Source organism: Verrucosispora sp. WMMA2044 (genome assembly GCF_027497155.1).
Lineage (GTDB): Bacteria > Actinomycetota > Actinomycetes > Mycobacteriales > Micromonosporaceae > Micromonospora > Micromonospora palythoicola.
On the sequence record NZ_CP114913.1, the window covers coordinates 112,189 to 138,190 of the forward strand.

Here is a 26,002-nt window from a genome sequence, read left to right on the forward strand (position 1 = left end):
CACCGCGGACACCGGCACGTGCCGTCGACGGGCATTCATCACCGGCCGCCGCGGTGGATGCGTCACCGCCGGCACGAGCCCGGATAGTCACGTGCACTCACGGCTGCGATCCGTGACCCTGGATGGGTGACGGAGATCTTCGTGGATGAGCGCCTGTTGGGATTCTGCATCTTCTGTGGCGGTGAGCCCGATACCAGGGATCACGTGCCCCCCAAGGTGTTCCTGGACAAGCCCTACCCCGACAACCTCCTGATCGTGGGTTCCTGCGACAGGTGCAACGGAGGGTCGTCGCTGGATGAGCAGTTCGTCGCCTGCCTCCTGGAGGTCGTCATGTGCGGGACGGTTGAGCCGGGAGCACTGCGGCGACCGAACATCGCGCGGACCCTCACCCGCAGCCCCGCGCTAGCTGCTCAGCTTGGACAGGGACTGCAGCCAGGCGGCGGCTTCCTTGTGAGCGAGCAGGACGGCCAGCGGCTGACGCGGGTCTTGGAGAAGATCGGCCGAGGGCTGTGGGCGTACCAGACGCAGGAACCGACAGGCACCCTTGCCGCACGGGTCGGGTGGAACGCCTGGTTGACGTTGAGCGATGCTCAGCGACAGGAGTTCCTTACCGTCCATGACGAGGTCTTCCCTGAGCTGGGTAGCCGTATGTTCATCAGGCTGTTTGAGGACGGGCCGAACCGCTGGACGGTGGTTCAGGAAGGCCGGTTCGCCTACCTCGTCGAAGTCCTAGAGGGCGGCGGCCGAATCAAGCTGATCATCGGGGACTACCTGGCGGGGGAGGTCGATCTGGTGGAGGGCACGGACGACTGACCGTTGTGAAGTCACATACGTGTCACTGAACGTGGCGCTAAGGGCGTTGGTGCTGGTCAGAGGCTCGCGCTTGGCGCTCTGTAAATCCGTCGCGAAAGCTACAGAGGTTCGAATCCTCTACCCGCCACCAGGTGCGACAACGGCCCTTGACCAGCAGAAATGCTGATCGAGGGCCGTCGTCGTTGAAGTGATCCGGTCCGGCTGAGAGATTCAGGCATCCATGGGGGTGACTGAACGAGGTCTGCGGCCTACTCTGGCGGTGGCGGACTCTCCCGTGATTGGGTCGATCCGTCGGGATATGAACTGACTGAGGTGGCGGGTGGGGGTGCGTTGGAGGCCCTGTCACTTCACAGTGTCGGCCGGCAACACTCCACGATCATGTCCGCTAGATCCAATACGCCGCCTTGGCGGCGGAATAGGCAGTTGGTGCTTTCTTCGACTGTGGCTGCCGTCGTGCCGTCCATGACCGGCTCTGACCTGCGCGGACTCATGCGGACGGGTCGCGCTGCCAAACGACCGGACCGACATCAGGTTCGCGAACTTTCCAGCGATGGACCGGCTGTGGCACCATCGGGGGACCTCCATTGCGTTCCCGTCACCCCGTCAGGAGCACAGATGTCTGCTCAACGTTTGGGCCGGCTGCTCGGCTCCCTTCTGCTGGTCTGCGGCTTGGTGGTCGCGTCAGGCGTCGTCGCTGATCTTGAGTTCAGGTCGGACGGCCTCGAATGGCAGATGCCGGTCCTGGGCACCGTGGTGCGCTGACACCCACCCGTCTCCGCACCGGCGGCCTCGACGCCTCCGGAAACCCGACGTCGCGAGGGGAGCCATGACGTCTCGTGTCGGTTCCCCCTCCCGACGTACCGAGAATGCCTGGGTGATCACCGGGCCCCTCGCCCTGTGCGCAGTGCTCTTCTCGCTCCTACTCGGGCTGACCGTGCGTCCTGCTCTGGGTGACTGGCCGCTCACCCTGCTGCTCACGGTGGCGATGATCGTCGCAGCGATGCCGACGATCAACGTGGTGGTGCGCCGACAGGCACTCGGCATCACCTTCACCGAGATCCCGCTCGTCGTCGCGCTGTACGTGCTGCCACCGCTGTCGGTGGTCCTGGCGTACACCGTGGCCACGCTCGTGGTGCAACTGCGGCGCAAGCTCCTGCCCGCGAAGCTCTGGTTCAACGTCGCCCTCGCGGCGAGCGCCACGTCGCTGGCCACCGTCGTCTACACGCTGCTGCCGAAGCCCGCGGGCGTCGGTCCGGGCGCCTGGGCGGTCATGCTCGCCGCCGTCGGCACCCACACTCTGGTCGCCCTGGCGGCGATGGTCGCCGTGTTCACGATCGTGCAGAGCTGGCAGGCGGGACGGGAACTGCTGCGCGCCGCGCCACCGATGTTGCTCGGCGTCACGCTCAATCTCTTCATCGGCCTTCTCATCATCATCGCCCTGGAGAGCACCCTCTGGGCCGTGCTCCTCTTCGCCGGGCTGGCGATCGCGTTCGCGCTTGTCTATGACACGTACACGCAGTTCATCCGGCAGCACCGCACCCTCGCCGAGATGTACGAGCTCACCAAGGCGATCACCGAGAGTGGATCCGACAGCACTCTCATCGACGTGCTCCTGGTGCGTATCCGAAGCTTGATGCAGGCGGAGTACGCCACGCTCTGGCTGCCCGCCCAGGGACGTCACCCCGAGGTTCTGCTCAGCGCGCAGGAGGGCAAGCCGGGCCTGCTCGACGCCGCGCTCACCCCGGCGACGCTGCGTGACGTTGCGGTGGCCCGACAGGAGACGGTGACCCTGGGACGGGGGTTGGGCGGTAGCCCGGAGGTGCGCGAGGCGTTGGGGCCGAATCCGGCCAAGGACGTGATAGTGGTGCCGTTGCGGTCCGGCAAGGCTGTCATCGGCACGCTGGAGGTCGCGAACCGGCTCGGTGACACCAACTTCTTCCGCGCCCCGGACGTCCCCGTCTTCGAGACGGTCGCCGCGCACGCCGCCGTCGCGCTGGAGAATTCCCGCCTGGTCGACCGGCTGCGGCACGACGCGTACCACGATGCGCTGACGAAGCTGCCCAACCGCCGCCGTATTCTCGCCGCGCTGGCCGAGGCGGTCCGGATCCGGGCCCCCGGCGAGGTGGTCGCGCTGCTGCTCTTCGACGTCGACCGGCTGCGCCAGGTCAACGAGGCGCTCGGCCACGCGGCAGGGGACAAGGTCCTCATCGAGGTCGCCGATCGGCTACGTGGCTGTGTGCCGTCGGCCGCGCTGGTCGGGCGGGCCGGTGGCGACGAGTTCCTGGTGACGTTGCGGCTGGAGAGCGCCGAGGCGGCGGTCGAGCTCGCCGGCCAGTTGCGGGAACAGATCCGCGACGAGATGGTCTTCGACTCGCTCACGCTGGACGTGGACACCGCGGTCGGGGTTGTCGTACACCCGGATCACGGCGACGCGCCGGCGACCCTGCTGCAACGGGTGGACGTGGCCGCGACGGCGGCCAAGGCGGTCCCGGGCAGCGTGCAGCTGTACACGCCGGCGTTGGAGTCGCGGTCGCTGCACCGGCTCGGGCTCGCCGGGGACCTGCGCAACGCCCTCGACAACGGCGAGCTGGAGGTCTACTACCAGCCCAAGGTGACGCTGCGGGACCGCCGGCTCATCGGGGTCGAGTGCCTGGCCCGGTGGGAGCATCCGACGCACGGCGCGGTCGCCCCGGCGGACTTCGTCGCCGTGGCCGAGCACACCGGTCAGCTCGGCCGGCTCACCGAGTTCGTGCTCCGGGAAGGGCTGCGGCACAGCCGGGACTGGGCGCACGGCGGCCAGTCGCTCGCCGTCGCGGTCAACCTCTCCGCGCGTACGCTTCTCGACCAGCACTTCCCGGAGCAGATCCGGGACCTGCTCGCGGAGTACGGGGTGCCGGCGCAGCTGCTGACCCTGGAGATTCCGGAAGCCGGCGTGCTGGACGGCACGGAGCGCCCGATCCCGACCCTGCGTCGCCTGCGTGATCTCGGTGTACGGCTCTCGGTGGACGACTTCGGCACCGGCAGTTCCTCGCTGGCCCACCTGCGTCGCCTGCCGGTGCACGAGGTGAAGGTCGACCACTCCTTCGTGCAGGGCATGGCCACCGATCCGGGAGACCTGGCGATCGTCAACGCCGTGGTCACCCTCTCCCAGCAGTTCGGTCTCACCGTGGTGGCCGAGGGCGTGGAGAGCGAGCTGACCCTGGAGTTGCTCCAGGACATCGGCTGCGAGGTCGGCCAGGGGTTCCTGTTCAGCCGCCCATTGCCGTTCGAACGCCTGGAGGCGTGGTTCGGTGCCCAGATCGACCCGGAGTCGATCTCCAGCAGCGAGCTTCCGAGGCTGCGCGTGGTGCCCTGAGCTGGGCGTACGGCGTCCCTGGGGATCCGATTTCACCAGCAGGACCGGGCCGTGTACTCTTACCTCTGCGCGAGCACCGAGTGATCGCGCAGGCCCCCTTAGCTCAGTCGGCAGAGCGTCTCCATGGTAAGGAGAAGGTCTACGGTTCGATTCCGTAAGGGGGCTCAGAGGGTCCGGCTGGGCCCACCGCGGCGGTGTAGCTCAGATGGCAGAGCAAGCGGCTCATAATCGCTGTGTCGCCGGTTCAAGTCCGGCCACCGCTACTCTCGTCCGCCCCGGATGTTTCCGGTGGCCGGTGGGACGGGCGCCACAGGCGCCCGCTTTGCGTGTCCGCCCAGGTGGCGCGTACGCTTTAGCGCCGTAGTTGTATCCGTTATCGAGGAAGGCACTCCGCCGTGGCGAAGGCGACCGATGTCCGGCCGAAGATCACTTTGGCGTGTGTGGAGTGCAAGGAGCGCAACTACATCACGCGCAAGAACCGTCGTAACGACCCGGACCGCATCGAGCTGAAGAAGTTCTGCCCCCGGGACGGACGGCACACCCTGCACCGCGAGACGCGCTGAACCCGTCCGGGCCGATCGGCCCGGATCAGCACCCGTCATGATCGCCGGTTCGTACGGACGGCGCGGCTGAAGCCGACGTCGACCGCTCGGATCGGCGATCGTGCTGTGCGTGTAGGTTCGCGGCATGCCCCTGGACCAGTCCTTCGTCGGTCGGACCTATCCGCCGACCGCCCCCTATCAGGTGGGCCGAGAGAAGATCCGCGAGTTCGCGACGGCTGTCGGCGCCACCGATCCCGCGCACCACGATCCGCAGGCCGCCCGCGCGCTGGGTCATCCGGACGTGGTCGCGCCGCCGACGTTCCCGGTGGTGATCACCATGGCCGCCAGCCGTCAGCTGATCGAGGACCCCGCGCTCGGCATCGACTACAGCCGGGTGGTCCACGGCGACCAGCGGTTCGCGTACACCCGGCCGGTGGTGGCCGGCGACGAGCTGGTCTGTGTCAACACGGTCGAGGACATCACCAGCCGGGGCGGCCACGAGTTCCTGACCACCCGGACCGACGTCACCACGACCGCCGGGGAACCGGTGGTCGCGGTCTGGTCCAAGCTCGTCGTACGCGGGGAGGCCTGACATGGAACTGCCTACCCAGACGTTCCGGGTGACCCGGGCGGACCTGGTCCGTTACGCCGGTGCCTCGGGCGACTTCAACCCGATCCACTGGAGCGACCGGTTCGCCACCAAGGTGGGGCTGCCCGGTGTGATCGCCCACGGCATGTTCACCATGGCGCTCGTCGGTCGGGCGGTCACTGCCTGGGCCGGCTCGCCCGACGCGGTGGTCGACTTCGGCGTGCGGTTCACCCGCCCGGTGGTGGTCCCCGACGACGACACCGGCACCGAGATCGTGGTGACCGCCGTCGTCCGTGAGGTGACCGACGCGGGTCTGACCAGGCTGGACGTGACCGCCACCTGCCTCGGCGAGAAGGTGCTCTCGCAGGCGCGGGCCACCGTGCGCACGGCCGGCTGACCGGCACCGGGCGGCGCGTCGGGTAGACCGGTTGGGAAAGTCGGGTCGGTACCCGTACACTGGTCCGCCGTGGGGCAAGTGACCCCTGCCTGGTCGTGTGATGTTGTGACCGGGTGGGGTGAGCGTTGCCGCTCACAGGGGTGTAGCTCAATTGGCAGAGCAGCGGTCTCCAAAACCGCAGGCTGCAGGTTCAAGTCCTGTCACCCCTGCGCCTCAGGCCTGACCGTTCCGTGGGTCGCACCGCCTTCTGGTGGCGCCCGGCCCGTGGTGGTGGCATCGGCGGGGAGGTTCCGAGGCATCGGGCCCTTCCGGTTGATCCGCCGGCCGCGGCCCGTCCCGGGACGGTTGGTCCGGCCGGCGTGACCAAACGCCGCGCACGCGCCCCGCGTGCGACACCGACATCCCGCGACGGAGGGCGAAGTGGCCGACAACAAGCGGCGCGGCGAGGACGCCGACGACGAGCGCCTGAACGACGAGGTCGTCAACGACAGCGCCGAGGATGACGCCACCGACGCGGACGAGCCGGTTTCGCGAGGCGGCACCGCCACCCGTTCGCGGGCGCGGGCGGATTCTGCCGACGGCCGCAAGACGCGTACCGACGCCGACAAGGTGGGCCTGTTCGGTCGCATCGCGCGTTTCATCCGCGAGGTCGTGGCCGAACTGCGTAAGGTCATCTGGCCGACCCGCAAGGAACTGCTGACCTACACGGCAGTGGTGATCGCGTTCGTCACGGTGATGCTGACGATCGTGGCTGTCCTGGACTACGGCTTCGCCAAGGGCGTGTTGTGGGTCTTCGGCAACCCCAGCTGACCGGCTGAACGTGTGATAGTGACGGAAGTGAGCAAGCGTGCCTGAGTACGACGAGACCGCCGAGACCACGGACGAGCAGTCCACGGTGGCGACGGCGGCTGGTGACGAGTCGGTCGAGGCCGCCAGCGAGCCGGAGTTCGCCATGACCGAGCCCGCTCCCGAGGAGGACTTCGACCCGGTCGCGGAGCTGCGGCAGAAGCTGCGCTACGCGCCGGGTGACTGGTACGTGGTGCACTCCTACGCCGGTTACGAGAACAAGGTCAAGACCAACCTCGAGACCCGGATCACGTCCCTCGACATGGAGGACTACATCTACCAGGTCGAGGTGCCGACCCGGGAAGAGGTCGAGGTCAAGAACGGCAAGCGCTCCCAGGTGCAGGCCAAGGTCTTCCCCGGCTACATCCTCGTGCGGATGGAGTTGACCGCGGAGTCGTACTCCTGCGTGCGGAACACTCCCGGAGTCACCGGCTTCGTCGGCGCCACGGACCGGGCCGACCGCCCGGCGCCGCTCAGCCTCGACGAGGTGCTCAAGTGGCTGGCACCGGCCGTCGAGACCGAGCAGAAGAAGGCCAAGCCGGAGGTCAAGGTCCTCGACTTCGAGGTCGGCGACTCGGTCACGGTCACCGACGGTGCCTTCGCCTCCCTGCCGGCCACGATCAGCGAGATCAACGCCGACCAGCAGAAGCTCAAGGTGCTGGTGTCGATCTTCGGCCGGGAGACGCCGGTGGAGCTGAACTTCAACCAGGTCGCCAAGATCTGATTCGTCGACTGCCGGCGGCGGGCAATCGCCGCCGGTCGTCGTTCGTCCGGTTCACCCGTCCGGCGCACCTCCGTGGCTGCCGGGATCCAGGTCTGCGCTACCCTAGAACGTCGCCGCCGTCGCATGCGCGCTGACCGTGCGCGCACCGACGGCGGTGTCGTGTGAACCTTTCCCAGTTCCAAGCCCCAGGAAGAGACATGCCTCCGAAGAAGAAGCTCGTCAAGACGTTCACGCTTCAGCTGCCGGCGGGCCAGGCCACTCCGGCGCCGCCGGTCGGTCCCGCGCTCGGCCAGCACGGTGTGAACATCATGGAGTTCTGCAAGTCGTACAACGCGCAGACCGAGTCGCAGCGGGGCGACATCGTCCCCGCCGAGATCAGCGTGTACGAGGACCGGTCCTTCACCTTCGTGCTGAAGACCCCGCCCGCCGCCCGGCTGCTGATCAAGGCTGCCGGTGTGCAGAAGGGCTCGGGCGTCCCGCACACGCAGAAGGTCGGTTCGGTGACCCGTGCCCAGCTGCGGGAGATCGCCGAGAAGAAGATGGCCGACCTCAACGCCAACGACCTCGACCAGGCTGAGAAGATCATCGCCGGCACCGCCCGGTCGATGGGCCTGAACGTCACCGACTGACGTCGGCCACCACCGAACCGTACGGATCGTGGGAGGGCGCGCGAGCACCGCGGCCCGCCAGAGACCACAGGAGTAGACAGCAGATGCAGCGCAGCAAGAGCTACCGCAAGGCCGCCGAGGTCATCGACCGGTCCAAGCTCTACACCCCCGTCGAGGCCGTCAAGCTGGCCAAGGAAACCACCGCCGTCAAGTTCGACGCCACGGTCGAGGTCGCGATGCGCCTCGGCGTCGATCCCCGCAAGGCGGACCAGATGGTCCGCGGCACGGTCAACCTGCCGCACGGCACCGGCAAGACCGCCCGCGTGATCGTCTTCGCGGCCGGCGCGAAGGCCGAGGAGGCCGTCGCCGCCGGTGCCGACGAGGTGGGCACCGACGAGCTGGTCGCCCGGATCCAGGGCGGCTGGCTGGACTTCGACGCGGCGATCGCCACGCCCGACCAGATGGCCAAGATCGGCCGGATCGCGCGGATCCTGGGCCCGCGCGGTCTGATGCCGAACCCGAAGACCGGCACGGTGACCATGGACGTCACCAAGGCCGTCTCGGACATCAAGGGCGGGAAGATCACCTTCCGGGTGGACAAGCACTCGAACCTGCACCTGATCATCGGTAAGGCCTCGTTCTCCGAGGCCCAGCTGGTCGACAACTACGCGGCCGTCCTCGACGAGGTGCTGCGGGCCAAGCCGTCGGCCGCGAAGGGCAAGTACCTCAAGAAGGTCACCCTCACCACCACGATGGGACCGGGCGTACCGGTTGACCCGAACGTGGTGAAGAACCTGCAGGAGGGCTCGGCCGACAGCTGAGCACGACGCACCGACGCGGCCCCGCCACCTCTGGCGGGGCCGCGTTCGTCTGTCCGGTGTGGCAGGCTCGCGGCATGTGGCTGGAGGACGTCGGGCTGCGGTACCACCGGCGCGGCCCGTGGGTGCTGCGGCAGGTGACGGTGCGCGTGGCGGCGGGCGAGGCGGTGGTGGTGCGGGGCCGCAACGGGGCCGGCAAGTCGACGCTGCTCCAGCTCGCCGCCGGAGTCCTGCGCCCGTCCCGGGGGCGGGTGCTCGACCGGCCGGCGGTCGTGGGCTGGGTGCCGGAGCGCTTCCCGGCCGAGCAGCCGTTCACGGTCGACGGCTATCTCACCGCGATGGCCCGGATCGCCGGCCTGTCCCCGGCCACGACGGAGCGGACGGTGCGACGCTGGGTCGACCGACTCGGCCTCGGCCCGTTCCGCACGGTCCGGCTGGCTCAGCTGTCGAAGGGCACCGCCCAGAAGGTCGGCCTGGCCCAGGCGGTGTTGCGTCCGCCCGGCCTGCTCGTTCTCGACGAGCCCTGGGAGGGCCTGGACGCCGCAGCGCGTGAGCTGGTTCCGCAGCTGGTCGACGAGGTGCTGGCCGACGGCGGATCGGTGCTGGTCAGCGATCACCGAGGGGAGACGGTCCGGCTGCCCGACGCTCGGGAGTGGTTGGTGGCCGACGGTGCGGTGGTCGAGCGGGTCCCCTCGGGCGAGGCGTCGGTCGCGGTGGTCGAGCTGGAGGTTCCGGTGGGCCAGCTGCCGGCCACCGTCGCCCGCCTACGCGCCGAGGGCCACCACGTCCTGCGGGTACGCGGCCAGAGCGCACCGCCCGAGGCCACCGGACCGGGAGCGGAACCGTCGTCCGAGGTGGCCCGGTGACCGCGTTGGTGCGATTCCGGCTCGCCGGCTTCCTGCGTACCGGGCGGGCGTTGGCACCGGTCCTGGCCGGCCTGCTCACCCTGGGCATCCTGTACGGCGGCGGTCGAGCCCAGCCGGCGGAGGCCTACGGCGTATCGGCCGTGGTCCTCTTCCCGGTGCTGGCCTGGCAGACCAAGATCCTGCTGGACGTGGAGCCGGACGTGCAGCGTCGCCTGGCCCTGGTCGCGGTCGGCCCGGCACGGGAGCAGGCGGCCGGGCTGGTCGCCGCGGTGGTGGCTGGCCTTGGGCTGGTGGCGGTCGCCCTGGTCTTTCCCTGGCTGGTCGGCGGGGTGGCCGGTCCCAGCCTGCCCGGTGACCGGTCGGTTCCCGCAGGCGTGGCGCTCGGTCTCTGGGCGCACCTGCTCGCCCTGCCGGCCGCCGTGGCGCTGGGCGCGCTGGCCAGCCGGGTGATCACCCGAAGCGCCGGCTACGGTGTGGTGGTGCTCACTCTCGGTGCGGTCGGCGCACTGGTGCTCGGTTTCTCGGGGTCGGTCGCGCCGTGGCTGGCGCCACCGCTGTTACCCACCGCCAGGGCGCTGGTCGGCCCGTTGTCCGGGTCGACCGCGCTGCTGCTGACGGCGTGGGCGCTGGTCTGGGCGGCGGTGGTACTGACCGGCTACGCCCGCGCCCGCACCCGGCGCGCCTAGCGCGTGGTCGAGGTCCTCCGTCGAGCCGAGGCGAGGGCCTGGACCGCCGTGGCCGGACGGAGCGGCCGCCACGGGCCGCCGGCAGCCGGTGCCACGGGCGGCCACCCTGCGCGGTAGTGCGAGCCGTCGACTCGGTGGCGGCCGTTGCCTTTGCCCGGCCGCCGAGGGCGATTTGGCGGTCACCGCGGGTGTCGCGTAGCCTGGTGCGTGAAGTTCCACCCAGAGACCGCTGGTCACCGTGCCTCGGCACGGTCGAAGGTCCCGCGAAGACGGGCGACCCGCGCAGGGCGGTAAGCGATATCGGCAGCATCCTGTGGTCCGCCGACCACCTGATTCCGGCCGTCCTCGCCCCGTGCGCCCTGCGCCGGGGCTTTTCTGTTGCCGCGATGCCTCCGCCCCGTCACAGGCGCTCGCCTGCGACGGTGACCAGCCTCGAGCAACGAGAGAGGAGGGACATGGCGGACAAGCCGATCCGGGCCGACAAGGCCACGGCCGTCGCAGAGCTGACCGAGAGCTTCCGCAGCGCGGGTGCCACCGTGCTGACCGAGTACCGCGGTCTGACTGTTTCCCAGCTCACCCAGCTGCGGCGCTCACTCGGCAAGGAGACCAGTTACACGGTCGCCAAGAACACGCTGGCGAAGCGTGCCGCGGCGGACGCGGGCATCTCCGGCCTTGACGAGCTGTTCACCGGTCCTACCGCGCTGACTTTCGTTTCGGGCGACGTCGTCGAGGCGGCGAAGGGTCTTCGCGACTTCGCGAAGGCCAACCCGAAGCTCGTCATCAAGGGCGGTGTCTTCGAGGGCAAGGCCATTTCCGCGGCCGAGGTCACGAAGCTCGCCGACCTGGAGTCCCGCGAGGTGCTGCTGGCCAAGCTGGCCGGCGCGATGAAGGGCAACCTGAGCAAGGCCGCGGCCCTGTTCCAGGCCCCGCTGTCGAAGACCGCCCGCTTGGCGGCCGCCCTGCAGGACAAGCGCGAGAAGGAAGGCGCCGAGGCGGCCTGAGGCCGCACCGACGCACCACGTTCTTAGTTTGAACCATTAGGAAAGGACGCCAGACATGGCGAAGCTCAGCACCGACGAGCTGCTCGACGCGTTCAAGGAGATGACGCTGATCGAGCTCTCCGAGTTCGTGAAGCAGTTCGAGGAGACCTTCGAGGTCACCGCCGCCGCCCCGGCCGCGATGATGATGGCGGGTCCGGCCGCCGGTGGCGCCGCTGCCGAGGCCGAGCCGGAGAAGGACGAGTTCGACGTCATCCTCGACGCCGACGGCGGCAAGAAGATCCAGGTCATCAAGGTCGTGCGTGAGCTGACCGGCCTGGGCCTCAAGGAGGCCAAGGACCTGGTCGAGGCCGCTCCGAAGCCGGTCCTGGAGAAGGTCAACAAGGAGACCGCGGACAAGGCCAAGGCCAAGCTCGAGGGTGAGGGCGCCAAGGTCACCCTCAAGTGACCTGAGTTCCCACCTGGCCGTCCCGGCTCACATGAACCGGGCACCGCACGTCCCAGTGGGCGGCGATCCGACAGTGGATCGCCGCCCGCCGTGTTCGTGGGCCGCCGCACCCGGCATGAGCAGGGTGTCGAGCCAGGTTCGCGGCGCGTCGACCAGAGCCGGCGGGCTCGCCCGTGGGTGGGAAAGAGGGCCGATGCCGACGAGGGCCCTTGACGCGGCCCTGGACTGCCAGGCACGCTGACATCTGCAAGACCTTCCGCGCTTGCGACGGCCACCGCGCGGGTAATGCAGCGGCAGCTCCACTCGCCACGCAGACCCGAGCGGCCCGGCAGGGACGTTGCGTTCCGAGCGGCCCGGTTCGACCCGTTCGAGGGGTCCCGAGGCACGTTCCGCGACAACCTGCGGGGTGGGCTGGACAGCGGTTAGCCTCTCGGCTACACTGCTAGTTTGCGCTGCCTTCCGACTTGACCCCTGCTCGGAAATGTCCGTTTGTGGATATTTTCTGGTGGGGTCATTGGAGTGCACGCGTACCAGCCGTTCTGCAGCACCGGTCCTCGGAAGGACGCATCTTGGCAGCTTCCCGCCCTGCGAAGACCAGTCGTACGTCGAGCGCATTCGCTCCCCGCCGAGTTTCCTTCGGTCGGATCACCGAACACCTCGAGGTCCCCAACCTCCTCGCCATTCAGAACGAGTCCTTCGACTGGCTCGTCGGCAACGAGGCTTGGCAGGGCCGGTCGGCGGACGACCCGCACGCACGCTCGGGTCTCGCGGAAATCCTCGACGAGATCAGTCCCATTGAGGACTTTTCCGGCACTATGTCGCTTTCCTTCTCGGCGCCGCGCTTCGACGAGGTCAAGGCCTCGATCGAGGAGTGCAAGGAGAAGGACCTCACCTACTGCGCGCCACTGTTCGTGACCGCGGAGTTCACCAACAACACCACCGGCGAGATCAAGAGCCAGACGGTGTTCATGGGTGACTTCCCGATGATGACGCCGAAGGGCACCTTCATCATCAACGGCACCGAGCGTGTGGTGGTCAGCCAGCTCGTCCGCTCGCCGGGCGTGTACTTCGACAAGCAGCCGGACAAGACCTCCGACCGCGACCTCTCCAGCGTCAAGGTCATCCCGAGTCGGGGTGCCTGGCTGGAGTTCGACATCGACAAGCGCGACACGGTCGGCGTTCGCATCGACCGTAAGCGTCGGCAGGCCGTCACGGTGCTGCTCAAGGCCATCGGATGGTCGGCCGAGCAGATCCGTGAGAAGTTCGGCTGGTCCGAGCTGATGATGACCACGCTCGAGAAGGACCACATCGCCGGCCAGGACGAGGCGCTACTCGACATCTACCGCAAGCTGCGCCCTGGCGAGCCGCCGACCCGCGAGAACGCCCAGACCCTGCTCGACAACCTCTTCTTCAACCCGAAGCGGTACGACGTAGCCAAGGTCGGTCGGTACAAGTTCAACAAGAAGCTCGAGCTGGACGTGCCGATCACCACCGGCACGCTCACCGAGGACGACATCGTCGCCACCGTGGAGTACCTCTGCCGGCTGCACGCCGGTGAGGAGGGCTACGAGGCCGACGACATCGACCACTTCGGCAACCGGCGGCTGCGTACCGTGGGCGAGCTGATCCAGAACCAGGTTCGGGTCGGCCTGTCCCGGATGGAGCGGGTCGTCCGGGAGCGGATGACCACCCAGGACGTCGAGGCGATCACGCCGCAGACCCTGATCAACATCCGGCCGGTCGTCGCCGCGATCCGGGAGTTCTTCGGCACCTCGCAGCTGTCCCAGTTCATGGACCAGACCAACCCGCTGGCGGGCCTGACCCACCGGCGACGGCTGAGCGCGCTCGGCCCCGGTGGTCTGTCCCGGGAGCGGGCCGGCTTCGAGGTCCGTGACGTGCACCCGTCCCACTACGGCCGGATGTGCCCGATCGAGACGCCGGAAGGCCCGAACATCGGTCTGATCGGCGCGCTGTCCACCTTCGCCCGGGTCAACCCGTTCGGCTTCATCGAGACGCCGTACCGGAAGGTCATCGACGGTCGGGTCACCGACCAGATCGACTACCTGACCGCGGACGAGGAGGACCGGTTCGTCAAGGCGCAGGCCAACGCCCCGCTGCGGGCCGACGGCTCGTTCGCCGAGGACCGGGTCCTGGTCCGGCGTAAGGGCGGCGAGACCGAGGACGTCGCGCCGGGTGCCGTGGACTACATGGACGTGTCGCCGCGGCAGATGACCTCGGTCGCGACCGCGATGATCCCGTTCCTTGAGCACGACGACGCCAACCGCGCCCTGATGGGCGCGAACATGCAGCGTCAGGCGGTGCCGCTGGTCAAGGCCGAGTCTCCGCTGGTCGGCACCGGCATGGAATACCGTGCCGCCGTCGACGCCGGTGACGTGGTCGTGGCCGAGGTCGGTGGCGTGGTCGAGGACCTCTGCGCCGACTACATCACGGTCCACCAGGACGACGGCCACCGCCGGACGTACCTGCTGCACAAGTTCCGCCGCTCCAACGCCGGTTCCTGCGTCAACCAGAAGCCGGTGGTCTTCGAGGGCGACCGCGTCGAGGCCGGCCAGGTCATCGCCGACGGGCCGTGCACCGACGAGGGCGAGATGGCGCTCGGGCGCAACCTCCTGGTGGCGTTCATGTGCTGGGAGGGCCACAACTACGAGGACGCGATCATCCTGTCGCAGCGCCTCGTGCAGCAGGACGTGCTCACCTCGATCCACATCGAGGAGCACGAGGTCGACGCCCGGGACACCAAGCTCGGCCCGGAGGAGATCACCCGCGACATCCCGAACGTCAGCGAGGAAATGCTCGCCGACCTCGACGAGCGCGGCATCATCCGGATCGGTGCCGAGGTCGTTCCCGGTGACATCCTGGTCGGCAAGGTCACGCCCAAGGGCGAGACCGAGCTGACCCCGGAGGAGCGACTGCTCCGCGCGATCTTCGGTGAGAAGGCGCGGGAGGTCCGGGACACCTCGCTGAAGGTGCCGCACGGCGAGACCGGCACGGTCATCGGCGTGCGTACCTTCTCCCGGGAGGACGGCGACGAGTTGCCGCCGGGCGTCAACGAGCTGGTCCGGGTCTACGTCGCCCAGAAGCGGAAGATCCAGGACGGTGACAAGCTCGCCGGTCGACACGGCAACAAGGGCGTCATCTCCAAGATCCTGCCGGTCGAGGACATGCCGTTCCTGGAGGACGGCACCCCTGTCGACATCGTGCTCAACCCGCTGGGTGTGCCGAGCCGGATGAACATCGGCCAGGTGCTGGAGACTCACCTGGGCTGGGTGGCCAAAACCGGTTGGCAGGTCGAGGGCGACGACGCCGAGTGGAAGCGGCAGCTGCAGAGCATCAGCGCCGACTCCTCCGAGCCGGACACCAACGTGGCCACTCCGGTCTTCGACGGTGCCCGCGAAGAGGAGATCTCCGGTCTGCTCGCGTCGACCCTGCCCAACCGGGACGGCAAGCAGCTGATCGGGGCCACCGGCAAGGCGCAGCTGTACGACGGTCGTTCCGGCGAGCCGCTGCCCGACCCGATCGCCGTCGGCTACATCTACATCCTGAAGCTCAACCACCTGGTCGACGACAAGATCCACGCTCGGTCGACCGGCCCGTACTCGATGATCACGCAGCAGCCGCTGGGTGGTAAGGCGCAGTTCGGTGGTCAGCGCTTCGGTGAGATGGAGTGCTGGGCGATGCAGGCCTACGGTGCCGCGTACGCCCTGCAGGAGCTGTTGACGATCAAGTCCGACGATGTCCTCGGCCGGGTGAAGGTCTACGAGGCCATCGTCAAGGGCGAGAACATCCCCGAGCCGGGCATCCCGGAGTCGTTCAAGGTGCTGCTCAAGGAGCTGCAGTCGCTGTGCCTCAACGTCGAGGTGCTGTCCAGCGACGGTGTGGCCCTGGAGATGCGCGAGACCGACGACGAGGTGTTCCGGGCCGCGGAGGAACTGGGTATCGACCTGTCCCGGCGCGAGCCGAGCTCGGTCGAGGAAGTGTGACGTTGGGGTTTCGGGGCGGGGCGACCCACTCCGGGCGGTCAGGCTTGATCCCTTCGTGGGTCACCCCGCCCCGAAACCAAAACCCGGTGAGCTGCTGACGCACCAAGCGACGTGTGAGGGATTTGAACGTGCTCGACGTCAACTTTTTCGACGAGTTGCGAATTGGGCTGGCGACCGCGGACGACATTCGTCAGTGGTCGCACGGCGAGGTCAAGAAGCCCGAGACGATCAACTACCGCACCCTCAAGCCGGAGAAGGACGGGCTCTTCTGCGAGAAGATCTTCGGTCCGCAGCGGGACTGGGAGTGCTACTGCGGTAAGTACAAGCGGGTCCGGTTCAAGGGCATCATCTGCGAGCGCTGCGGCGTCGAGGTGACCCGCTCGAAGGTCCGCCGTGAGCGGATGGGCCACATCGAGCTGGCTGCCCCGGTGACCCACATCTGGTACTTCAAGGGCGTGCCGAGCCGGCTGGGCTACCTGCTGGACCTCGCCCCGAAGGATCTCGAAAAGATTATCTACTTCGCCTCGTACGTCGTGACGAGCGTTGACGCCGAAGCGCGTCACCGTGACCTCTCGACCATCGAGAACGAGATCCTGGCCGAGAAGCGGCAGTCGGAGAACAGCCGCGACTCGGAGATCGAGAAGCGGGCGGCCAAGCTCGAGGCCGACCTGGCCGAGCTGGAGGCCGAGGGCGCGAAGGCGGACGTCCGGCGCAAGGTCAAGGAGGGCGGAGAGCGCGAGATGCGCCAGATCCGCGACCGGGCCCAGCGCGAGATCGACCGTCTGGACGAGGTGCTGGACACCTTCCGCAAGCTGGAGCCGAAGCAGCTGGTCACCGACGAGCTGCTCTACCGTGAGCTGCGCGACCGGTTCGGTGAGTACTTCACCGGTGGCATGGGCGCCGAGGCGATCAAGGCCCTGGTGCAGAACATGGACCTTGAGGCCGAGGCCGAGAACCTGCGGGAGACCATCCGCACCGGTAAGGGCCAGCGGAAGATCCGGGCGCTCAAGCGGCTCAAGGTCGTCGCGGCGTTCCAGAACACCCGCAACTCGCCGCTCGGCATGGTGCTGGACTGCGTACCGGTCATCCCGCCGGACCTGCGCCCGATGGTGCAGCTCGACGGTGGCCGTTTCGCCACCAGCGACCTGAACGACCTCTACCGTCGGGTCATCAACCGGAACAACCGGCTCAAGCGACTGATCGACCTCGGCGCGCCCGAGATCATCGTCAACAACGAGAAGCGGATGCTGCAGGAGGCTGTCGACGCGCTGTTCGACAACGGCCGCCGCGGCCGGCCGGTCACCGGCCCGGGTAACCGTCCGCTCAAGTCGCTGTCCGACATGCTCAAGGGCAAGCAGGGCCGGTTCCGCCAGAACCTGCTGGGCAAGCGCGTCGACTACTCCGGCCGGTCGGTCATCGTGGTCGGCCCGAAGCTCAAGCTGCACCAGTGCGGCCTGCCCAAGCAGATGGCGCTGGAGCTGTTCAAGCCGTTCGTGATGAAGCGGCTGGTCGACCTCAACCACGCGCAGAACATCAAGTCCGCCAAGCGGATGGTCGAGCGGCAGCGGCCGGTCGTGTGGGACGTGCTGGAAGAGGTCATCGGCGAGCACCCGGTGCTGCTCAACCGGGCGCCGACCCTGCACCGACTCGGCATCCAGGCCTTCGAGCCGCAGCTGGTCGAGGGCAAGGCCATCCAGATCCACCCGCTGGTCTGCACCGCGTTCAACGCCGACTTCGACGGTGACCAGATGGCGGTGCACGTGCCGCTGTCCGCCGAGGCCCAGGCCGAGGCGCGGATCCTGATGTTGTCGTCGAACAACATCCTCAAGCCGGCCGACGGCAAGCCGGTCACCATGCCCACCCAGGACATGGTCATCGGGCTCTACCACCTGACCCACCTCACCACCGGTGAGCGTGGCGAGGGCCGGGCGTTCAGCTCGGACGCCGAGGCGCGGATGGCGTACGACAACGGTGAGCTGCACCTGCAGGCACCGGTGAAGATCCGACTGCGGGACGTGGTCGAGGTCGACAACGGCGCCGGTGGTCAGCCGTGGACCGCGCCCGAGGGCTGGGTCCCGGGCGAGCCGCTGACGGTCGAGACGACTCTCGGTCGGGTGCTGTTCAACGAAACCCTGCCGCAGGGCTACCGGTTCGTGAACTACGAGATCCGCAAGGGTCAGCTCTCCGCGATCGTCAACGACCTCGCCGAGCGGTTCCCGAAGGTGGCCCTGGCGGCCACCCTCGACGGGCTCAAGGAGGCTGGCTTCCACTGGGCCACCTGGTCCGGCGTGACCATCGGCATGGAGGACGTCATCGCTCCGCCGCGCAAGCGGGAAATCCTGGAGCGGTACGAGAAGGAAGCCGACCGGATCGACAAGCAGTACCAGCGTGGTCTGATGACCGCCGAGGAACGTCGCGGCGAGCTCATCGAGATCTGGACCAAGGCGACCAACGAGGTCGCCAAGGAGATGGACACCGCGCTGCCGCAGGAGAACCCGCTGTGGAAGATGATCAACTCGGGTGCTCGCGGTAACCTGCTCCAGCTCCGGCAGATCGCGGCGATCCGTGGTCTGGTGGCCAACCCGAAGGGTGAGATCATCCCGCGGCCGATCAAGGCCAGCTACCGGGAGGGTCTGTCCGTGCTGGAGTACTTCATCTCCACGCACGGTGCCCGTAAGGGTCTCGCGGACACGGCTCTGCGTACCGCCGACTCGGGTTACCTGACCCGGCGTCTGGTGGACGTCTCGCAGGACGTCATCATCCGCGAGGAGGACTGCGGCACCGATCGGGCCATCCCGATGCAGGTCGGTCAGCAGCTCGACGGCCGGCTGGTGGTGCACGAGCACGCGGAGACCAGCGTGCACGCCCGCACCCTGGCCGACGACATCAAGGGGCCGGACGGCACCGTCGTCGCGGAGCGGGGCGCGGACATCAACTCGATCCTGGTCGACCGGATCGTCGCCGCCGGGGTCGAGACCGTCCGGGTGCGCAGCGTGCTCACCTGCGAGTCGAAGCTGGGCGTCTGCGGTGCGTGCTACGGCCGCTCGCTGCCCACCGGCAAGATCGTCGACGTCGGCGAGGCGGTCGGCATCATCGCCGCCCAGTCCATCGGTGAGCCGGGTACGCAGCTGACGATGCGTACCTTCCACACCGGTGGTGTCGCGGGTGAGGACATCACCCAGGGTCTGCCGCGTGTTCAGGAGATCTTCGAGGCCCGGATCCCGAAGGGCAAGGCGCCCATCGCCGACACCCCCGGCCGGATCCGGATCGAGGACGGCGAGCGGTCGCGCAAGATCGTGGTCATCCCGGACGACGGCAGTGACGAGATCGTCTACGACAAGATCTCGAAGCGGGTTCGGCTGCGGGCGCACGACGGCGACCACGTCGAGGTCGGCGAGAAGCTCACCGAGGGCACCATCGACCCGCACGAGCTGCTGCGCATCCTCGGCCCGCGGGCGGTCCAGGTCCACCTGACCCAGGAGGTCCAGGAGGTCTACCGCTCGCAGGGTGTGCTCATCCACGACAAGCACATCGAGATCATCATCCGTCAGATGCTCAAGCGGGTGACGGTCATCGACTCCGGCTCGACCGAGTTCCTGCCGGGTGTGCTCGTCGACCGGGCGCTGTTCGAGTCGGAGAACCGCCGGCTCGTCGGCGAGGGTGGCGAGCCCGCCGCCGGTCGTCCGGTGCTGATGGGCATCACGAAGGCCTCGCTGGCCACCGACTCCTGGCTCTCGGCGGCCTCCTTCCAGGAGACCACCCGGGTGCTGACCGACGCGGCGATCCACGCCCGTAGCGACTCGCTCATCGGTCTCAAGGAGAACGTGATCATCGGTAAGCTCATCCCGGCCGGTACCGGCATCAGCAAGTACCGCAACGTCCGGGTCGAGCCGACCGAGGAGGCGAAGGCCAAGGTCTACTCGATGACCGGCTACCCGGAGACCGACTACGGCTTCGGGCCGGCCAGTGGTCAGGCGGTCCCGCTGGACGACTTCGACTTCGGGTCGTACCGCTAGACCGTGCGGTGACATGGGAGGCCCCGGCGCAGGCGCGCCGGGGCCTCCTCGTGTTTGCGGGGTGTCCGTGGGCGCGGTGGGGGACCGTTCCCGCGCCGCGGGTCCGGTTCGTGCTGCGGGTACGCCGCGGACACCCGTCGACGGGGGCATCATGTGGTCATGACGATCGCACCCGGATCGGCGCCCCTCGCGTCGGCACCGCGTCACCCGCTGGACCCGGATCCGGTCCGGGCGACCAAGGCCCGGGCGGTCTTCGCCCTCGGTCTGATGGCGGCTCTGACGGGGCTGCTGATCGGTGGCGTGGTGCCGGCCACGGTCGCCCTGCACCTGGCTCGACAGGCGCGCCGCGAGGCGTACGCCTCGGCGGGTTTCCTGACCGGAGCGGCCTGGCTGCGTCGGGGCGAGCGGCTGGCGTGGACGGGCCTGGTGCTGGTCGCGGTCAGCCTGGTGGTGGCGTTGGTGATCGGGATCATCCGGCTCGCCGAGGCACCGTACGGGCAGGACTTCGCGCCCAACGTCGACTGACCCGGCGCGACCACGGGTCGCCGCGCCCCGCACCGGGGGGCTGACTTGCGACGGTAGCCTGACCGGTGTCCGTCGCGCGGTGCGGGGACGCTGCCCGACAAGGAGGATCCCGTGACGGAACCGGCGCGTCCCGAGGGCGGCGAAGCCGCTCAGCCCGCTACCGGGCGCCCGGAGGCCGACCTGACCGGATGGGCCCGGCCCGAACCGGAGCAGGCCGTCCCGCCGACCTCCCCGTCAGCCATCGGTTCGCCCTTCGGGCCGCCGCCTGGCTCGCCGGCTTTCGGGCCGCCGCCTGGCTCGGCACCGCCCGCTCCCGCGTTCTTCGGGCCTCCGGCCGCCGGCCCGCCAGCCTTCGGACCGACGCCCGGACCGTCGGCGCCGGCCTGGCCCGCCGGTGGCTCGGGCTGGAGGCAGCCGCCGCCACCACCGCCGCAGGAGCGTCCCCGACCGCCGAAGCGGGTCCAACCGGTGCCCGGGACCCCGTTCGCGGTGGTGCATCTCGACGTGCCCCCGGTCGCCTCGGGCCTGGCGGTCGGTTCGTTGGTGGCGGGCATCACCTCGATCCTGGTCTCGGTCCTGGTCATCTGCTTCGGCGCGATCGGGGGAGGGGCGAACGGGGCCTGGGCGGCGGGCGCCTTCGCCGCGCTGGGTGGCCTCACCGGCGCGGGTGCGGTGGTGGCGGGCCTGCTCGGAATGCGGCAGATCCGACGCCCGGCACCCCCGCCGGCGGTCCGCTTCACCGGCCGTGGCCTGGCCATCGCGGGGGTCAGTTGTGGCGGGGCGGGACTGCTGCTCTGCCTGGTGGGGTTGGGACTGGCGCTGGTGTTGGCGCTGGCCTGAGCAGGGGCGCCGAGGCGGGCCGGCTCGGGGGCTCGCGGGCCGGGTCCCGGCAGAGCCGGTACACTTGTATCCGTAGGTGCCCATCACGGGCGGGTGGTTGACAGAAGCCGGCCGGCAAGCGGTGCGACGTCCGGCAGGTCTTCCGTTTTGACCTGCGCGGCTGTGGTAGGTACTCTTTCCCCTTGTGCCCGGGCCCGCCCGGGCAACTCGTGCGTGTGCTGGAGCCGGCGATCCGGCATCCGGGTCGCACCACGACTGAGCCAGAAGATCCGGCCTGCGGCGATCCGTGTGCCGGTGACAAACCCCGTTCTGCGTGTGAGCGCCGGACGGGAACCGTGAGTTTGGCGACACGCCCGACCGCGGGTGCCGGGACCTCCGCGAGGTGGCCCTGGTCGGAATGTAGGAGAGCCGGTCACGAGATCGGCTACGGCAGACGGCGCGGCCGCGAGCAGCGGCCGAAGGGAGCGGAGAAACCCGGTGCCCACCATTCAGCAGTTGGTCCGAAAGGGCCGTCAGGCGAAGACCACCAAGACCAAGACCCCCGCGCTCAAGGGATCCCCCCAGCGTCGGGGCGTGTGCACCCGGGTGTACACCACCACCCCGAAGAAGCCGAACTCGGCGCTGCGCAAGGTCGCTCGTGTCAAGCTCAGCAGCCAGGTCGAGGTGACCGCCTACATCCCCGGTGTCGGGCACAACCTGCAGGAGCACTCGATTGTGCTCGTGCGTGGTGGCCGGGTGAAGGACCTCCCCGGTGTGCGTTACAAGATCGTTCGCGGTTCGCTGGACACCCAGGGCGTCCGCAACCGCAAGCAGGCGCGCAGCCGTTACGGCGCGAAGAAGGAGAAGAGCTGACATGCCGCGTAAGGGACCTGCTCCGCGGCGACCGCTGGTCGCTGACCCGGTGTACAACTCGCCGCTGGTCACGCAGCTGGTGAACAAGATCCTGCTGCGCGGCAAGCGTCAGCTCGCCGAGCGCGTCGTCTACGCCGCCCTGGAGGGCTGCCGGGAGAAGTCCGGTACCGACCCGGTCGTCACCCTCAAGCGCGCCATGGACAACGTCAAGCCGACCCTCGAGGTGCGCAGCCGCCGTGTCGGTGGCGCGACCTACCAGGTGCCGGTCGAGGTGCGCCCGGCTCGGGCGACCACGCTGGGCCTGCGCTGGCTGGTGACCTACGCTCGCGCCCGGCGGGAGAAGACGATGATCGAGCGGCTGATGAACGAGCTGCTGGACGCGAGCAACGGCCTCGGTGCCGCCGTCAAGCGGCGCGAGGACACGCACAAGATGGCCGAGTCCAACAAGGCCTTCGCGCACTACCGCTGGTAACACCCTGGTCCCGGCGCCATCCGGTGCCGGGACCGCCACCAGTTGTGTCGAGACGACGATAAGTAGGGATTGAAGTGGCCGCCGCAGACGCGCTCGCCAACGTACGCAACATCGGCATCATGGCGCACATCGATGCCGGTAAGACCACTACCACCGAGCGAATCCTGTTCTACACCGGTATCACGTACAAGATCGGTGAGGTCCACGAGGGCGCCGCCGTCATGGACTGGATGGAGCAGGAGCAGGAGCGCGGTATCACCATCACTTCCGCCGCCACGAAGTGCGAGTGGAAGGGCCACACGATCCAGATCATCGACACGCCCGGCCACGTCGACTTCACGGTCGAGGTGGAGCGGTCGTTGCGGGTCCTGGACGGTGCGGTCGCGGTCTACGACGGCGTGGCCGGCGTGGAGCCGCAGACGGAGAACGTCTGGCGCCAGGCGGACAAGTACAACGTCCCGCGGATGTGCTTCGTCAACAAGCTGGACCGGACCGGTGCCGACTTCTTCCGCTGCGTGCAGATGATGATCGACCGGCTGAACGCCACCCCGCTGGTGCTCCAGATCCCGATCGGGCTCGAGGGCGACCACATCGGCGTCGTCGACCTGGTCGAGATGCGCGCCCTCACCTGGCGCGGGGAGACCCAGAAGGGTGAGGACTACGCGATCGAGGAGGTCCCGGCGGACCTGGCCGACTCCGCGGCCGAGTGGCGCGAGAAGCTGATGGAGACCCTGGCCGACGTCGACGACTCGGTGATGGAGAAGTACCTGGAGGGCGAGGAGATCTCCGTTGCGGAGATCAAGGCCGCCATCCGGCGGGCCACCATCGCCAGCAAGGCGAATCCGGTGCTCTGCGGCTCGGCGTTCAAGAACAAGGGCGTGCAGCCCATGCTCGACGCCGTCATCGACTACCTGCCGTCGCCGCTGGACATCCCGGCGATCGAGGGTACGGCCACCGACGGTGAGACGCCGATGCAGCGTAAGCCGTCCACCTCGGAGCCCTTCTCCGGCCTGGCGTTCAAGATCCAGACCGACAAGCACCTCGGCAAGCTCACCTACGTCCGGGTCTACTCCGGCGTGGTCGAGTCCGGGTCCCAGGTGGTCAACTCCACCAAGGACCGCAAGGAGCGGGTCGGCAAGATCTACCAGATGCACGCCAACAAGCGGGAGGAGCGCAGCTCCGCCAAGGCTGGCGACATCATCGCGGTGCAGGGTCTGAAGCAGACCACCACCGGTGACACCCTGTGTGACCCGGCGAACCCGGTCATCCTGGAGTCGATGACCTTCCCGGAGCCGGTCATCGAGGTGGCCATCGAGCCGAAGACCAAGGCTGACCAGGAGAAGCTGAGCACCGCCATCCAGCGGCTGGCCGAGGAGGACCCGACCTTCCGCGTCAAGCTGGACGACCAGACCGGCCAGACGGTCATCTCCGGCATGGGCGAGCTGCACCTGGACATCCTGGTCGACCGGATGCGCCGCGAGTTCAACGTCGAGGCGAACATCGGTAAGCCGCAGGTGGCGTACCGTGAGACCATCCGCCGCGCGGTGGAGAAGGTCGAGTACACCCACAAGAAGCAGACCGGTGGTTCCGGCCAGTACGCCCGGGTGATCGTCAGCCTGGAGCCGCTGCCGCTGGGCAACGACTCGCCGACCTACGAGTTCGCCAACGCCGTCACCGGTGGCCGCATCCCCCGGGAGTTCATTCCCTCGGTGGACGCGGGCGCGCAGGACGCGATGCAGTACGGCGTCCTCGCCGGCTTCCCGCTGGTCGGTGTCAAGCTGACGCTGCTGGACGGCCAGTACCACGAGGTCGACTCGTCGGAAATGGCATTCAAGATCGCCGGCTCGATGGTGATGAAGGACGCGGCCCGCAAGGCCGATCCCGCGCTGCTCGAGCCGATGATGGCTGTTGAGGTCACCACTCCCGAGGAGAACATGGGTGACGTCATCGGCGACCTCAACTCCCGACGCGGCATCATCCAGGCGATGGAGGAGCGCAGCGGCGCCCGTGTCGTCCGCGCCCTGGTGCCGTTGTCGGAGATGTTCGGCTACGTCGGCGACCTGCGGTCGAAGACCCAGGGCCGGGCTAGCTACAGCATGCAGTTCGACTCCTACGCGGAGGTTCCTTCCTCCGTGGCTAAGGAGATCATCGCCAAGGCGACTGGTGAGTGACGCTCACCTGACGTGATCGGATGATCCGACGGTGGTCGCGGGAGCATTCCCCGACCGCGACCACCTCGGTCGGATTGTGTGAATTCCGGGCCTGTAGGCTTCATCGCCGCAGAACCCACAAAAGCTCTCCGGCCGTCAGGCCGGAAAGGCTGTCGACAGAGTCCTAAGCGCCACTCCTGGCGCACCGGGGCGAACGAACCAAGAAGTCCACAGGAGGACACCAGTGGCGAAGGCGAAGTTCGAGCGGACTAAGCCGCACGTCAACATCGGCACCATTGGTCACATCGACCACGGTAAGACGACGCTGACGGCGGCCATCACCAAGGTCCTGCACGACCAGTACCCGGACCTGAACCCGTACACGCCGTTCGACGAGATCGACAAGGCGCCCGAGGAGAAGGCCCGGGGCATCACGATCTCGATCGCGCACGTCGAGTACCAGACCGAGGCGCGGCACTACGCGCACGTCGACTGCCCCGGTCACGCCGACTACATCAAGAACATGATCACCGGTGCCGCCCAGATGGACGGCGCGATCCTGGTGGTCGCGGCGACCGACGGCCCGATGCCGCAGACCCGCGAGCACGTGCTGCTGGCCCGCCAGGTCGGCGTGCCGTACATCGTCGTGGCGCTGAACAAGAGCGACATGGTCGACGACGAGGAGCTGCTGGAGCTCGTCGAGCTCGAGGTCCGTGAGCTGCTCTCGGCCCAGGAGTACCCGGGCGACGACCTGCCGGTCGTTCGCGTGTCGGCGCTCAAGGCCCTCGAGGGCGACCCGGAGTGGACCGGCCGGCTCCTGGAGCTGATGAACGCGGTCGACACCGCGATCCCGCAGCCGGAGCGCGAGACCGAGAAGCCGTTCCTGATGCCGATCGAGGACGTGTTCACGATCACCGGTCGTGGCACCGTCGTCACCGGTCGCGCCGAGCGCGGCGTGCTCAAGCCGAACGAGGAGGTGGAGATCGTCGGTATCCGCGAGAAGTCGCAGAAGACGGTCTGCACCGGCATCGAGATGTTCCGCAAGCTGCTCGACGAGGCCCGTGCGGGTGAGAACGTCGGTCTGCTGCTGCGCGGCATCAAGCGCGAGGACGTCGAGCGCGGCATGGTGGTCGTGAAGCCGGGCACCAGCACCCCGCACACCGAGTTCGAGGCGACGGTCTACATCCTCTCCAAGGAGGAGGGCGGCCGGCACACCCCGTTCTTCCAGAACTACCGTCCGCAGTTCTACTTCCGGACCACGGACGTCACCGGTGTCGTCACCCTCCCCGAGGGCACCGAGATGGTCATGCCGGGCGACAACACCACGATGACCGTGAAGCTGATCCAGCCCATCGCGATGGAGGACAACCTCAAGTTCGCGATCCGGGAGGGTGGCCGTACGGTTGGCGCTGGTCGCGTCACCAAGATCATCAAGTGAGCTGGGTAACCCCGATTA

General features: G+C 68.4%; 22 protein-coding genes and 3 tRNA genes. All 25 read left to right on the plus strand.

Translation table 11 applies throughout. The features are described 5' to 3' along the window. Nucleotides 1–126 precede the first annotated feature (126 nt). The 25 genes from O3597_RS00540 (at nt 127) to tuf (ending at nt 25,984) form a co-directional block, all read left to right on the plus strand. Nucleotides 127–813 carry a hypothetical protein gene (locus O3597_RS00540; protein WP_281602994.1) on the plus strand — a complete coding sequence of 229 codons (687 nt, stop codon included), beginning with the start codon at nt 127–129 and terminating at the stop codon, nt 811–813. 615 nt (nt 814–1,428) lie between these two features. Further along, nucleotides 1,429–1,575, plus strand: a complete 147-nt coding sequence (locus O3597_RS00545) for a hypothetical protein (protein ID WP_164448409.1) — start codon at nt 1,429–1,431, stop codon at nt 1,573–1,575. 64 nt (nt 1,576–1,639) lie between these two features. Continuing rightward, nucleotides 1,640–4,168: a bifunctional diguanylate cyclase/phosphodiesterase gene (locus tag O3597_RS00550; RefSeq protein WP_164448408.1), complete on the plus strand. Its 2,529-nt coding sequence runs from the start codon at nt 1,640–1,642 to the stop codon at nt 4,166–4,168. Between the two features lie 92 nt (nt 4,169–4,260). Beyond that, nucleotides 4,261–4,333, plus strand: a tRNA-Thr gene (locus tag O3597_RS00555). Nucleotides 4,334–4,358: 25 nt separating this feature from the next. After that, nucleotides 4,359–4,431: transfer RNA gene (locus O3597_RS00560), tRNA-Met, on the plus strand. 132 nt (nt 4,432–4,563) lie between these two features. Beyond that, nucleotides 4,564–4,731 (plus strand): 50S ribosomal protein L33, encoded by a 168-nt coding sequence (rpmG, locus tag O3597_RS00565; protein WP_093403583.1) that lies wholly within the window; start codon nt 4,564–4,566, stop codon nt 4,729–4,731. Nucleotides 4,732–4,855: 124 nt separating this feature from the next. After that, nucleotides 4,856–5,302 carry a MaoC family dehydratase N-terminal domain-containing protein gene (locus O3597_RS00570; protein ID WP_281602995.1) on the plus strand — a complete coding sequence of 149 codons (447 nt, stop codon included), beginning with the start codon at nt 4,856–4,858 and terminating at the stop codon, nt 5,300–5,302. Between the two features lies 1 nt (nt 5,303). Continuing rightward, nucleotides 5,304–5,696 carry a MaoC family dehydratase gene (locus O3597_RS00575; RefSeq protein WP_164448406.1) on the plus strand — a complete coding sequence of 131 codons (393 nt, stop codon included), beginning with the start codon at nt 5,304–5,306 and terminating at the stop codon, nt 5,694–5,696. Between the two features lie 136 nt (nt 5,697–5,832). Next, nucleotides 5,833–5,905 (plus strand) — tRNA-Trp (locus tag O3597_RS00580). A gap of 211 nt (nt 5,906–6,116) precedes the next feature. Then, nucleotides 6,117–6,506, plus strand: coding sequence for a preprotein translocase subunit SecE (gene secE / locus O3597_RS00585; protein WP_164448405.1), 390 nt, complete (start codon nt 6,117–6,119; stop codon nt 6,504–6,506). A gap of 37 nt (nt 6,507–6,543) precedes the next feature. Then, nucleotides 6,544–7,266, plus strand: coding sequence for a transcription termination/antitermination protein NusG (gene nusG / locus O3597_RS00590; RefSeq protein ID WP_164448404.1), 723 nt, complete (start codon nt 6,544–6,546; stop codon nt 7,264–7,266). A 197-nt stretch (nt 7,267–7,463) separates the two neighbouring features. Further along, entirely contained in the window at nt 7,464–7,895 is a 432-nt protein-coding gene (gene rplK, locus O3597_RS00595) for a 50S ribosomal protein L11 (RefSeq protein WP_093403591.1), read from the plus strand. 83 nt (nt 7,896–7,978) lie between these two features. After that, nucleotides 7,979–8,695: a 50S ribosomal protein L1 gene (rplA, locus tag O3597_RS00600; RefSeq protein ID WP_164448403.1), complete on the plus strand. Its 717-nt coding sequence runs from the start codon at nt 7,979–7,981 to the stop codon at nt 8,693–8,695. A gap of 74 nt (nt 8,696–8,769) precedes the next feature. Beyond that, nucleotides 8,770–9,558 (plus strand): ATP-binding cassette domain-containing protein, encoded by a 789-nt coding sequence (locus tag O3597_RS00605; protein ID WP_281602996.1) that lies wholly within the window; start codon nt 8,770–8,772, stop codon nt 9,556–9,558. Then, on the plus strand, nt 9,555–10,244 hold the full coding sequence (locus O3597_RS00610; protein ID WP_281602997.1) for a hypothetical protein: 690 nt from the start codon (nt 9,555–9,557) through the stop codon (nt 10,242–10,244). Before O3597_RS00605 ends, O3597_RS00610 begins: the two co-directional genes overlap by 4 nt. Nucleotides 10,245–10,699: 455 nt before the next feature. Continuing rightward, a complete protein-coding gene (gene rplJ, locus O3597_RS00615; protein WP_013735964.1) occupies nt 10,700–11,245 on the plus strand; it encodes a 50S ribosomal protein L10 in 546 nt (181 codons plus the stop codon). A 55-nt stretch (nt 11,246–11,300) separates the two neighbouring features. Continuing rightward, complete coding sequence (gene rplL, locus O3597_RS00620) at nt 11,301–11,690, plus strand: 50S ribosomal protein L7/L12 (RefSeq protein WP_281602998.1); 390 nt, start codon at nt 11,301–11,303, stop codon at nt 11,688–11,690. A gap of 569 nt (nt 11,691–12,259) precedes the next feature. Continuing rightward, the gene (locus O3597_RS00625) at nt 12,260–15,691 is read left to right on the plus strand and encodes a DNA-directed RNA polymerase subunit beta (RefSeq protein ID WP_164447889.1); all 3,432 of its coding nucleotides are present in this window, start codon (nt 12,260–12,262) and stop codon (nt 15,689–15,691) included. Nucleotides 15,692–15,819: 128 nt separating this feature from the next. Then, on the plus strand, nt 15,820–19,707 hold the full coding sequence (locus O3597_RS00630) for a DNA-directed RNA polymerase subunit beta' (RefSeq protein ID WP_164447946.1): 3,888 nt from the start codon (nt 15,820–15,822) through the stop codon (nt 19,705–19,707). A gap of 159 nt (nt 19,708–19,866) precedes the next feature. Then, the gene (locus O3597_RS00635) at nt 19,867–20,232 is read left to right on the plus strand and encodes a hypothetical protein (RefSeq protein ID WP_164447888.1); all 366 of its coding nucleotides are present in this window, start codon (nt 19,867–19,869) and stop codon (nt 20,230–20,232) included. Between the two features lie 468 nt (nt 20,233–20,700). Beyond that, the gene (locus O3597_RS00640) at nt 20,701–21,072 is read left to right on the plus strand and encodes a hypothetical protein (protein ID WP_281602999.1); all 372 of its coding nucleotides are present in this window, start codon (nt 20,701–20,703) and stop codon (nt 21,070–21,072) included. A 477-nt stretch (nt 21,073–21,549) separates the two neighbouring features. After that, nucleotides 21,550–21,924, plus strand: coding sequence for a 30S ribosomal protein S12 (rpsL, locus tag O3597_RS00645; RefSeq protein ID WP_013735958.1), 375 nt, complete (start codon nt 21,550–21,552; stop codon nt 21,922–21,924). Nucleotide 21,925: 1 nt separating this feature from the next. Continuing rightward, nucleotides 21,926–22,396: a 30S ribosomal protein S7 gene (gene rpsG / locus O3597_RS00650; RefSeq protein ID WP_093403604.1), complete on the plus strand. Its 471-nt coding sequence runs from the start codon at nt 21,926–21,928 to the stop codon at nt 22,394–22,396. 74 nt (nt 22,397–22,470) lie between these two features. Continuing rightward, entirely contained in the window at nt 22,471–24,567 is a 2,097-nt protein-coding gene (gene fusA / locus O3597_RS00655) for an elongation factor G (RefSeq protein ID WP_164447886.1), read from the plus strand. Nucleotides 24,568–24,790: 223 nt separating this feature from the next. Beyond that, entirely contained in the window at nt 24,791–25,984 is a 1,194-nt protein-coding gene (gene tuf, locus O3597_RS00660; RefSeq protein WP_099849588.1) for an elongation factor Tu, read from the plus strand. Nucleotides 25,985–26,002 lie beyond the last annotated feature (18 nt).

What these genes read in the sequence shown, in the direction of transcription:
- O3597_RS00545 (WP_164448409.1), top strand. Translation starts at nt 1,429, where the DNA reads ATGTCTGCTCAACGTTTGGGCCGGCTGCTCGGCTCCCTTCTGCTGGTC.
- O3597_RS00550 (WP_164448408.1), top strand. Translation starts at nt 1,640, where the DNA reads ATGACGTCTCGTGTCGGTTCCCCCTCCCGACGTACCGAGAATGCCTGG.
- O3597_RS00570 (WP_281602995.1), top strand. Translation starts at nt 4,856, where the DNA reads ATGCCCCTGGACCAGTCCTTCGTCGGTCGGACCTATCCGCCGACCGCC.
- O3597_RS00575 (WP_164448406.1), top strand. Translation starts at nt 5,304, where the DNA reads ATGGAACTGCCTACCCAGACGTTCCGGGTGACCCGGGCGGACCTGGTC.
- rplK (WP_093403591.1), top strand. Translation starts at nt 7,464, where the DNA reads ATGCCTCCGAAGAAGAAGCTCGTCAAGACGTTCACGCTTCAGCTGCCG.
- rplA (WP_164448403.1), top strand. Translation starts at nt 7,979, where the DNA reads ATGCAGCGCAGCAAGAGCTACCGCAAGGCCGCCGAGGTCATCGACCGG.
- O3597_RS00605 (WP_281602996.1), top strand. Translation starts at nt 8,770, where the DNA reads ATGTGGCTGGAGGACGTCGGGCTGCGGTACCACCGGCGCGGCCCGTGG.
- rplJ (WP_013735964.1), top strand. Translation starts at nt 10,700, where the DNA reads ATGGCGGACAAGCCGATCCGGGCCGACAAGGCCACGGCCGTCGCAGAG.
- rplL (WP_281602998.1), top strand. Translation starts at nt 11,301, where the DNA reads ATGGCGAAGCTCAGCACCGACGAGCTGCTCGACGCGTTCAAGGAGATG.
- O3597_RS00635 (WP_164447888.1), top strand. Translation starts at nt 19,867, where the DNA reads ATGACGATCGCACCCGGATCGGCGCCCCTCGCGTCGGCACCGCGTCAC.
- rpsG (WP_093403604.1), top strand. Translation starts at nt 21,926, where the DNA reads ATGCCGCGTAAGGGACCTGCTCCGCGGCGACCGCTGGTCGCTGACCCG.